Annotated in this window: 10 protein-coding genes; 2 read left to right on the top strand and 8 right to left on the bottom strand. The window is 63.2% G+C overall.

Annotated features, from left to right (window positions below):
* Nucleotides 1–12: 12 nt before the first annotated feature.
* Nucleotides 13–2,205 (bottom strand): PAS domain S-box protein, encoded by a 2,193-nt coding sequence (locus E3T43_RS10960; protein WP_198414349.1) that lies wholly within the window; start codon nucleotides 2,203–2,205, stop codon nucleotides 13–15.
* Nucleotides 2,206–2,410: 205 nt separating this feature from the next.
* On the opposite strand from E3T43_RS10960, the gene E3T43_RS10955 reads away from it, so the two are divergent.
* The gene (locus E3T43_RS10955) at nucleotides 2,411–2,599 is read left to right on the top strand and encodes a VOC family protein (RefSeq protein ID WP_241978938.1); all 189 of its coding nucleotides are present in this window, start codon (nucleotides 2,411–2,413) and stop codon (nucleotides 2,597–2,599) included.
* Nucleotides 2,600–2,747: 148 nt separating this feature from the next.
* Here the strand turns inward: E3T43_RS10955 and E3T43_RS10945 are convergent, their stop codons facing one another.
* Together E3T43_RS10945 and E3T43_RS10940 are read right to left on the bottom strand one after the other, a co-directional pair.
* Nucleotides 2,748–3,632 carry a hypothetical protein gene (locus tag E3T43_RS10945; protein WP_198414348.1) on the bottom strand — a complete coding sequence of 295 codons (885 nt, stop codon included), beginning with the start codon at nucleotides 3,630–3,632 and terminating at the stop codon, nucleotides 2,748–2,750.
* Nucleotides 3,632–4,369, bottom strand: a complete 738-nt coding sequence (locus tag E3T43_RS10940; protein ID WP_134472483.1) for a hypothetical protein — start codon at nucleotides 4,367–4,369, stop codon at nucleotides 3,632–3,634. The genes E3T43_RS10945 and E3T43_RS10940 overlap by 1 nt, the downstream gene beginning before the upstream one ends.
* Before the next feature lie 730 nt (nucleotides 4,370–5,099).
* Here E3T43_RS10940 and kduI point away from each other — a divergent pair.
* Complete coding sequence (gene kduI, locus E3T43_RS10935; protein ID WP_134472482.1) at nucleotides 5,100–5,930, top strand: 5-dehydro-4-deoxy-D-glucuronate isomerase; 831 nt, start codon at nucleotides 5,100–5,102, stop codon at nucleotides 5,928–5,930.
* 38 nt (nucleotides 5,931–5,968) lie between these two features.
* Here kduI and E3T43_RS10930 read toward each other — a convergent pair whose 3' ends face one another.
* Genes E3T43_RS10930 through E3T43_RS10910 form a run of 5 tightly spaced genes read right to left on the bottom strand, consistent with a single transcriptional unit; the run spans nucleotide 5,969 to nucleotide 10,279 of the window.
* Entirely contained in the window at nucleotides 5,969–7,054 is a 1,086-nt protein-coding gene (locus E3T43_RS10930; RefSeq protein WP_134472481.1) for a sugar kinase, read from the bottom strand.
* Complete coding sequence (gene eda / locus E3T43_RS10925; RefSeq protein ID WP_134472480.1) at nucleotides 7,051–7,695, bottom strand: bifunctional 4-hydroxy-2-oxoglutarate aldolase/2-dehydro-3-deoxy-phosphogluconate aldolase; 645 nt, start codon at nucleotides 7,693–7,695, stop codon at nucleotides 7,051–7,053. Before eda ends, E3T43_RS10930 begins: the two co-directional genes overlap by 4 nt.
* Nucleotides 7,692–8,453, bottom strand: coding sequence for an SDR family oxidoreductase (locus tag E3T43_RS10920; protein WP_134472479.1), 762 nt, complete (start codon nucleotides 8,451–8,453; stop codon nucleotides 7,692–7,694). The genes eda and E3T43_RS10920 overlap by 4 nt, the downstream gene beginning before the upstream one ends.
* Nucleotides 8,450–9,502, bottom strand: a complete 1,053-nt coding sequence (locus tag E3T43_RS10915; RefSeq protein WP_134472478.1) for a zinc-binding dehydrogenase — start codon at nucleotides 9,500–9,502, stop codon at nucleotides 8,450–8,452. Before E3T43_RS10915 ends, E3T43_RS10920 begins: the two co-directional genes overlap by 4 nt.
* Nucleotides 9,503–9,547: 45 nt before the next feature.
* A complete protein-coding gene (locus E3T43_RS10910; protein WP_134472477.1) occupies nucleotides 9,548–10,279 on the bottom strand; it encodes a GntR family transcriptional regulator in 732 nt (243 codons plus the stop codon).
* Nucleotides 10,280–10,310: the final 31 nt, after the last annotated feature.

Raw genomic sequence — 10,310 nt, 5'->3', positions numbered from 1 at the left:
AGAAAAGTTAGGTCATACAAAACCCAGCCGCCAAAACCCGAGTTGACCAGCACTTCTGGAACTCTGACCGAGGCTAGCTAGGAAACTCCCGCTAGGGGCGACGATGACGCGAAACCCCTCAGCCTCGAGCAGCAGCCGCAGTACCTCTGCGCTCTTGGCGTCATCCTCGATGACGAGGACAACGTGTTTCTCCGACTTCGCTTCATGTTCCTGCTGCGCCTGCGACCTGGCGGCCGGCTGGCCGGTCGTGGTCGAGTACACCTTTTTGTCGGGTCCAACCGGCGTTGCCGCTTCCGGCTCGGCCGACTTTGGCGCGACGGCAGCCGGTGCCGGGTTAAACGGATGCGGCTTGGGCCGGTCCGTTGCGCCCGCCACCTTGCTCGCCGGTGCCGACTCGCGATCGGTGGTCCCCGTCAATTCGACTCCCGGCGCCGACCAGGCCGGTGCGACCTGATCGGTGGCTCCCAGTGGCAGCCACACGACAAAGGTCGAGCCCTCGCCATCGGCGCTGGCCACGGCCACCGTTCCGCCCTGAATCCCCACCATCTCCTTGACCGTGGCCAGCCCGAGGCCGGTGCCCTCAAACCGTCGGGCGAGGGTGCTGTCGATCTGGCTGAAGGCGAGAAAAAGTTTGGACATATTCTCGGAGGAAATGCCCATGCCAGTGTCGTCGACGCGAATTTCGAGGAAGTCCAAAACTGTGCTGGCGGGCAGCGGAAAATCGTGTACGGGCCACGAACCGGCAATTTTTCCGACGGCACTCCGCGGCACCCGTTTGGCCATCAGGGTGACATTCCCATGGTCGGGCGTGAATTTGACCGCGTTCGACAGCAGGTTATAGACGATTTGCTTGGTTTTGCGCATATCGAGAAGCGACACGCCGAGGTCTTCTGCACCCTCAAAGCGCAACTGGATATCGTGGGCGGCCGCTCCGTCGCGCACAATCAGCAGGCTCTGCTCGAGCAACAAGCGCACATCAACGGGTTCCAGCTCGATATCCATCATTCCAGCCTCGACCTTGGACAGGTCGAGAATGTCATTGATCAGATCGAGCAGGTGATGTCCACTGGTGAAGATATCTCCGATATAGTCCCGCTGAGAATCGCTCATATCACCCATGAGCCCGTCTTTGAGCGCCTCGGAGAACCCGATAATCGCATTCAGAGGCGTGCGCAATTCGTGCGACATCGTCGCGAGAAACTCCGTCTTCATCCGGCTGGCGTGTTCCAACTCAATGTTGGTCTCCTTCAGCGCCCGTTCGAACCGCTTCCGTTCGGTCACATCCCGGGCAGATGCGAACACGCCCTGAACGACCCGGTCGCGATCGTAGAACGTTGCCGCGTTGTAGGAGACATCCGTTTCATCGCCGTTGAGCGCTTGCACCGTGAGTTCGTAGTCATTGACCCGGCTCTCGGTGAGGGCCCGCTGAATTGCCGTGTCGGCCCGAGCCGGGTCAGTGAAGAAATTGCGGCAGGGCGCGCCAATGAGTTCGTCCCGCGTTCGGCCGGTCAGTTCAATCATCTGCTGATTGACGTCGGAAATGATTCCCAGGGTGTCGGTCATCATGAGCGCGTCGATATTCGACTCGATCAGTGAGCGCGTATAGAATTGCTGGTCGCGCAACCGCTGGTCCAGCACGGATTGGGCGACCTCCACCTGCTTACGCGACGTGTTGTCGGTAGCGATGAGCAGGTAGCCGATAATGGCGGCGTCTTCATCACGCAGCGCGGTGACCGAGACGATGGCCGGAAACCGGCTGCCATTCTTGCGAATCTTGGTGATTTCATAGATGTCTTCAATACCGCGACTCGCCTTATAGACGAGTGCTTCGAATCCGGGCTGGATCGTGGTGCCGAACTCCAGGCTCAGCTGGGCCGCCCGCATAATAATCTCGTCCGGATCGTGAATCTCGGCCGGAGTGATCTTGTTCACCACTTCCTCCGCCGTATAGCCGAGCATCCGCTCCGCACCGACGTTGAAGATTTGGATGACGCCCTGGGCGTCGGTGGCGATGCTGGAGAAGTTCGCGCTGTTGAAGATCGCGTCCTGCAAACTCACCGTCTGCTGCAGCAAATTCTTCGCCAGAAGCGCCTCTTGCGCTACCGCGCTGTCTCCACCGGGAAGGTTCGCCTTGACCGTAGCGGCGGAATCAGCGGCGGCGGACGGCCGGGAATGATTCTTGCGGTTGTGGGGGGTCATAGTCATCACGCCTTCCGTGATCTCTAGAGTGCGCTGTGAGCGTGCGGTGCTGGAACGCTTCACGGTATAGCAGAACAGGCTCGCGGTCGGCAACCTCGCCTCGCAGGATTGCCGCGAGTCGACCGGGGGAATTTCCCTCACTTAAATCTATATCACGAATCGTCAAAATGACCCCCCAACGGGGGTAGTTAAGCTGGTCGGGTCGCGCCAGGTGTTGTGCCGGGACGAAGGCGAAATTGACGCGTACTGGGCCAAGCTCTCCCACGTGCCCGATTCTGAGCAGTGCGGCTGGTGCAAAGACCGATTCGGTATCAGCTGGCAGATCATCCCCGAGAATATGGCCGATCTGACTCGCCGACCCGAGCAGATCGGCGTGATGATGGCCAGAAGAAGATTGTGATCGCGGAACTCGAGAACGCCTGAGCATTTCGTTCCCCGGTACTCATCGATCAGATCCAGAGCGGATGCCTCGGCGGCGAGAGTCGCGCCGGCGATGTCGCCGTCACCCGGCGAGCAAAATACCTTCTTGGACTCGGTCCAGCATGTGTTCAGGGCTCAAGATTGCGGAACTGGAATTGCAGCCGAACCGAGCCATCGAGCGGCAGCACGAGAGTTGTGTTGTGGTTGTCCCAGGCGTTGGGGATGAGAAACACGCGATCCCCTCCGACAATGAGGAGTCGCAGCCCCCAATAGCGGAACCGAAACGTCTCGTCGGCCGACGCAGGCAGCTCTATCTCGTTCACCCGCGCCTCATCCGGGAGAAAGAGCCGCTCCTCGGTGTCGACAATGACGCTGGGAAGGTTGTCAGGGCGCCGCGCCTGTTGCTGGGCGAGACCCAGGCCCGACCACTGCGCGACCGTGGCCGTCGCCCAGAACACGCAGGCGGCGACCGCAGCCCAGAGCAGCACGACGACGCCCGTCGGCGGGCGGCGACTCACACCGGCTGTGCGAGCCAGGAACCGCACGGTACCCAGGCAATACGCTGCGATCGCGCCGCCAAACGCCAGGACGAGCGGGGTGACGAGCGGGTAGTAGCCCCATCCGGCGCGGATCGGATAGGCGAGGAGTAGGACGACCCCTACTCCCAGGATGACCAGGCCGACGACGACGCCCCGCCTCACCGCAGCAGCGAAGCCGGCTCGGCTCGAGCGACGTCGGATCTGCGCGTGCCAGGCGATCAAGGCTGCGCCGACCAGCGCGAACACGAGAAGCGGCACCAAGAGCGGCTGTGGGCTGCGCATCACGTAGTCTTGCGTGCTCAGGCCGATGACGTCGACGTCAATGCCGAAGTAGTCGTACTGGGCCCGAGACGAAACGTAGCCGAAATAGAAAAGCAGGGCGCCCAGAAGCGTCGCCGGAGCGATGATGCTGCCGAGAACGTTCAACCCGCGTTCGAACTGTGCACCACCCTCCTTCTCCCCCGGTTCGGGCATCAGGCGGGTCCGCTCATAGTCGCTCCCAAGCTCTCATCCGCGGGAGGTGCATTGGCGACGGGAGGCGTGTCAAGGGGGATGCTGAGGTTGCTCTCGGCGACTAACGCGGATAGGAATTTCGCGCACTCAAAGGTCTCACCCTCAGTGCAGGTGACCTCACCGGAGATGCTCACGTCCAGCTGCACATCCGGCGAACTCGGCTGCTTGCCGGTCGGCGCGATCGCCAGATCGCAGGTCTGGTTGGCGACGTCGAAGATGAACCCGATGCACGGCGGATTCTCGCCGCTGCATCCAGAATCGGCGAGCGCGTAGACGTCGTCCGTGAAGGTGGCACCGCTGATCCAGATCTGCACATTCTCCGGAATCCTGGAGTTATCCTGTTCGACGATCCAGTTCACCGTTACGCAATTGTCGGCAAACGTATTTTCGTCAAAACTCACACTGCCGCCGATTGGGAGTTGCGCGAGCTCGACCGATATTTTGCTTCCGCCGGTGTCGGGAGGCGGCGCCGGCGGCGACGACGTGCTGGGAGCTGACGAGCTGGGGGCGTTCGGGGTGACCTCGGGCTGCTGGGGCCGGGCGACGGCGCACCCCGTCAGGGTCGCCCCCGCGAGGGCGATCTCGACGAGAACGACGCCGATGACTGAAAATGTCCGTCGTGCATCCATGACAACCTCCCGTTGGAGGGTGACGACGAAGCGAAGCGGATGCCGGTCGCGCTCGCTCCGGAACGCCACTGATATTGTGAGTATCCCCCCAGACTGGCTTGCGGGCAACGCCTGCACGACCCGAGGGTGACCAGGTCTCAAGGCTGGGGCGTCCGTTCACGTTGCTCAGGATTCGCCTCCGGAGAATTGGCCGCCTTCGATCCTCAACGCTGCCAGGTTAGGACCTGCTCAAACGTCCACGCTTGACTCCGTACCGCAGGTATCTCACGCGACGACGCATATGCGCCGATATGGCGGTTCCGAGCAAGTCTGCCGCCACTCCTCGAGCGTGCGGTGTCTGGAAACAGGAAATGCCCCTGGTTTCCGTGGAAACTCAGGGGCTAGTGCTGGGGTACCTGGACTCGAACAAGAACAAATGATAGGCGTCGGGGTGGTGGCGCGCACCTGCATATGGGGCAGACTTCCGCGGAATTCCGCGGTTCTCATGGAGTTTAGCTTAGACGCTGTACGGCGGAATACGGCCTGAATCTGGTCCTATTTTGGGGTTTATGGTGCGTTTGTGGTCACGAAACCCTTTCACCAGCGGCTCCCGAAAAGTTGCGAAACCGGATGTGCCGATGAGACGAACGAGCCGGGTAGTGGCACAAGGTCCCTCGCTTCGCGGGCGTCTACTGAGAGTCTCAATCGCTTTCAGCGCCAAAGAGCCAATAAACGTGACTCAGGCAGGCCTTCACCTAAACTAGATAACGGAATGGGCTTCCGTAACAGCCTGCCCCACTACTTAACACGAGAGGCCTCTGTGCAACTTCGACACTCCACCAACCCGGCTCAGATCAAAACTTTTGACACGGCAGCGCTTCGCGCGAATTACCTCGTCACCGACCTGTTTGCCGACGACGAGCTGCGTGCGACCTATACCCACGAGGACCGGGTCGTGCTGGCGGGCGCGCGGCCGGTCGGCGGCAGCATCCGCTTGACGAGTTTTGACGCCCTGCGCAGCACGAACTTCTTCGACAACCGCGAAGCTGGAATCGTCAATGTCGGAAGCGCCGGGACCATCAGTGTTGATGGCCAGGATTACCTGCTCGAGAAGGGCGCTTGCCTGTATATCGGTCGAGGCGCCGTCGACGTGAGCTTCGCGAGCGCCAGTGCCGCCGACCCGGCCGCGTTCTACCTGTTCTCGGCGACCGCACACACGAGCTATCCAACCGTTCTGGTGCCACGCGGGGAGGGTGCTGTGCGCAATCTCGGCGCCCCAGAGAGCTCGAACGAGCGCACCATCAACCAGTACATCCACGCCGACGGCGTACAGAGCTGCCAGGTCGTCATGGGCGTCACCGAGCTCTCCACCGGGAGTATGTGGAACACCATGCCGCCGCACACCCACGACCGCCGAACCGAGTGTTACCTGTACTTCGACGTCGACGCCGAGCAGCGGGTCTTTCACGTTCTCGGCGAGCCGACAGAGAGTCGACACATTGTGGTCGCCAACCAGCAGGCAGTCATCTCCCCGAGCTGGTCGCTGCACTGCGGTTTCGGTACGGGAAGTTACTCGTTCGTCTGGGCGATGGCCGGGGAGAACAAGTCCTTCGACGATATGGATCACGTGCACCCCGCCGACCTGCTATAGCACGCCCTGCGGGCGCTCCCGATCGGGAGCGCCCGCACTCAGCGCTGGACGTGTGAGCCGGTGCCGCTGACCTGCGCCGCGACCTCAGCGAGTGACGCCATGGAGTTGTCTCCGGGTGTGGTCATGGCGAGGGCACCGTGCGCGACGCCGAATTCCAGCGCTTCGGCGAGAGGCTTGCCCTGCAGCAGACCGTAGACCAGGCCCGAGACGAACCCGTCGCCACCGCCGACGCGGTCCATGATTTCCAGGTCGTCGAACGCTCGAGAGAGGACCTTCTGGCCGTCTCGGCCGAGGGCGCGCGCGCTCCAGTCGTTAACCGAAGCCGAACGCACCCGGCGAACTGTCGACGCCACGAGGCTGACCCCGGCGAATTTTTCAACCACGCGAGCGGCCAACAGGTCCAGCCGATCGGCGGGGGCTCCGTCGGGCTCAGCAATCCCAAGTCGATCGGTGAAGTCGGTGGCCCCGCCGATGAGCACGTCGGCGTGCTCAGCGAGCGCGGTGAACACGCGGGTGGCGCGCGCTTCGTCCCCTGCACCGGTGAATAGGCTCGGCCGAAAGTTGAGGTCAACCGACACGATGGTGCCGTGGCGGCGAGCGGCCGTCATCGCCGCGATGGCTGTGGCGGCGGTCGTGTCGGAGAGCCCTGCAAAGATGCCGCCGGTATGCAGCCACCGCACGCCGATTTCACCAAACAGGTGGTCCCAGTCGAAACTGTCGGGTGTGAGCTGCGACGCTGCGCTGTGCCCGCGATCCGAGACGCCCATGGCGCCGCGCAGGCCGAACCCGCGTTCGGTGAAGTTGAGTGCGTTGCGTGCGGTGCGCCCGACGCCGTCGAAGTCAAGCCAGTTGATAAGGGCGGTGTCGACTCCGCCGCCCAGGATCAGGTTCTCGGTGAGCCGGCCGAGTTCGTTGTCGACGAGCGCGGTGGCCACGGCCGTGCGTTGGCCGAAGGTGCGCGACAGTCCGCGGGCCACGTTGTATTCGCCGCCGCCCTCCCACACGTTGAAACTGCGAGCCGTGCGGATACGGCCTTCTCCCGGATCGAAGCGGAGCATGACCTCGCCCAGCGAGATGGCGTCGTAACGGCAAGCCGCAGCCGAGCGGATGCGCAGCTGCGTCACGCGAGCGCCCCAGACCGTACCCGGGCCACCACGTCAACGGCCGCCCGGCTGAGCCGGGCTATCGTCTCGAACTCTCCCGCCGCAATATGCGCGCGGCTGGCCATCCAGCTACCACCGGCGGCAAAAATCGTGGGGCTGGCGAGGTAGTCCGCCAGATTATCGGCGCTGACACCACCACTCGGCATGAATCGCACTGTCGAAAAGGGCTCAGCGAGGGTCTCGATCATTGGCCGCCCGCCTGACTTTCCAGCCGGAAAGAATTTGACGTGATCAAGCCCGGCAACGACCGCGGCCTGGAGTTCGGTTGCAGTGGCGATGCCTGGCAGCACGGCAACGCCTCGGGCGGCGCAGCGTTCGATGACAGCGAGGCTGAGGCCCGGGCTGACTACGAAGGTAGCGCCGGCGTCAACGACCAGGTCGACGTCGTCGGCTGTGAGTACGGTGCCGGCGCCAACGAGCACATCACCCCGGGCTGCGACGCTGCGAATCGCTGCCAAGCCGGCGCCAGTGCGCAGGGTGATCTCGGCAACCGGTAGACCGCCGGCCACGAGGGCATCCGCCAGGTCGTCAGCCCGTACGACATCATCGAGCACGACTACCGGAATGACGCCGAGTTGTTCCAGACGAAGAAGGGCGGTCATCGCCCGAGCCATCCGCCGTCGACCGGCAGGGTGATGCCTGTGACGTAGTCCGATGCGCTGCTGGCCAAGAACACCGTAGCGCCAGCGAGGTCGCCGGCGGCTCCCCATCGGCCGGCCGGGATGCGCTCGAGAATCGACCGCGATCGGTTCTCGTCGTCCTGCAGGGCCTGGGTGTTATCGGTGGCGATGTAGCCGGGGGCGATAGCGTTTACGGTGACGCCGCGGCCGGCCCACTCGTTGGATAGAGCCTTGACCAGTCCGGTCACTCCTGACTTTGCTGCCGCATAGCCGGGCACGTTGAGGCCGCCCTGGAAGCTCAAAAGGGAGGCGGTGAAGATGATCTTTCCGCTCCCGCGGGCGAGCATGGAAGCGCCCACGGCGCGGCTCAACACGAACTGCGATGACAGGTTCACCGCCAGGACTTCATCCCAGAATTCGTCCGAGTGCTCGGCGGCCGGGGCACGACGAATCGTTCCAGCGTTGTTGACCAAGATGTCGACCTGGCGGGCGGCCAGCTGCTCACCGAGCGCGGTCACGGCCACGCGGTCGGCAAAATCGGTCTGGTATGCGGTGAAACTGCGACCGAGCGCCTCGACGCGACGGGAGATCTCGCTGCCGGTCGGTTCGAGGTTCACGCTGACACCGATGATGTCCGCCCCGGCTGCGGCGAGACCCTCGGCCATCGCCATGCCGATACCACGACGAGCTCCGGTTACCACGGCGACCTTGCCTGTCAGGTCAAAGGGATTCGTAGTCATTGGTGTGCTCCTGCGGTTGCGTGGGCGATCGACGCTGGCTGGCAATCGATCAGAATCTTCATGGCTTGACCCGAGGCGAGGGCCTCAAACGCCGCGGCGGTGTTCTCAAGCGGTTCGATGCGGGTGATCAGCAGGCTGGCCGGCACGACACCGGCCGCGACCATCTCGATCGCCTTTTCAAAGTCGATGCGTTCGTAGACCCGGGCACCGATGATCGTGAGTTCGCGCCAGAACAGACGCTGCAGGTCGATTGGTCGCGGTTGCGGGTGAATCGCGACCACGACGAGGCGACCGCGAACCTTACACAGGCCGGTCGCTCCGAGAACAGCGGATGCCGCTCCCGAGACCTCGAAAACGACATCTGCGCCTGCTCCCCCGGTCCAGTTCGTGACCCATTCGACCTGGTCGACGGTCTTCGGATCGAGCACCTCGAAGCCCAGGCTTTCGACCGCAGCCCTGCGTTTGTCGTCGAGTTCGATCACGACGACCTCGGCACCAAAGTGACGGGCCGTCGTCGCGATGAGTACACCGATCGGGCCGCCGCCGATGACGACCGCCTTCTCGCCGGCCACGATCGACGCACGGCGTACGTCGTGCACCGCAACCGCGACCGGTTCGACGAGCGCAGCGTAATCGAGGCGAAGCCCTTCAGGTAGACGCACCACGACGTTTTCGGGAACGTTCCAGCGTTCCTGCAGCGATCCGGGCGAGTCGATGCCGATGAAGTTGAGGTTTTGGCACACGTGCTGGTTGCCAGCTCGGCAGGCCGGGCAGTCGTTGCACCAGTCCAACGGCATCACGGTGACCGGGTCACCAATGGCCCATTCGGTGACGCCAGCACCGATGGCGGCGATGCGGCCCGACATTTCATGGCCGATGATCGCCGGCAGCTCGACCCGCGAGTCCATGTTGCCGTGCAGAATGTGCAGGTCGGTGCCGCAGAGGCCCGTGTAGGCGACCGCGATCTGAACCTGCCCGGCTGCCGGAGCAACCGGATCAATCGTGGCGATGTCAATTGCGCCCTGGCCAATGTAGCTTGCACTTTGCATCGTTCGTCCTTGTCTACTGTGCTGAATTGTTTGAGGTAATGGGGGTCAGTCGGTGGGTGCGTCGACGGGTTTGCGGGCATCCGCTTTGCGCACTCGGGAGAACGCTTCGTAGCGGTCGGCGCGAAACAGCGAACTGGAGCGTTCCACCGGTCGTGCCTGGGCGTCGAAGAACACCTGCACGATCTGCAGGGCGGGCTCTGACCCGGTGAGGCCGAGCAGGGTGGCCACCCGGTCGCCAACCGATACCGCGCGGATGCGCCGGGTGCCGGTCAAGATAACCGTGCCGCTGGCGCTGAGCAGTTCGTGCAGCGAGCCGTTGAGGTCACCTGACTCGAGGGCCTGGGCAAACCGTGCCGGGAGATGCGCGACCTCGAGACACATCGGCAGGCCATCCGCCAGGCGGAGACGTTCGATCGCAACTACCTTCTCTGAGGAACGTAGTCGCAGATCGCGCACGACGTCATCCGCTGCCGGAACGATTTCAAACCCGATCAGGCGCGTCGACGGCTCGAGGCCGCGCATGCGCATGTCTTCCGAGAACGACGTGAGAACGTCGCCTTTGGCTACGATGCGACGTTGCACAAAGGTTCCGCTACCCACGATGCGGTTGACGAACCCTTCGGTGTCGAGAACTTCCATGGCACGTCGAATGGTCATGAGGCTCACGTCGTAGTGTTTCGCGAGCTCCTTTTCCGACGGAAGCCGGCTCCCGTCGGCGAGACCCGTGAAGGAATCGCGCAGCAGGTCGGCGACGTGCCGGTACTTGGTGTCTCGCATGCAAGGAGCCTTTCGGTCAGGACCGTCTTGA

It is taken from the genome of Cryobacterium sp. Hh7, assembly GCF_004403155.1.
GTDB lineage: Bacteria > Actinomycetota > Actinomycetes > Actinomycetales > Microbacteriaceae > Cryobacterium > Cryobacterium levicorallinum.
Note: the sequence above shows the minus strand (reverse complement) of the source record. Positions and strands in the feature narration are given on the sequence as shown.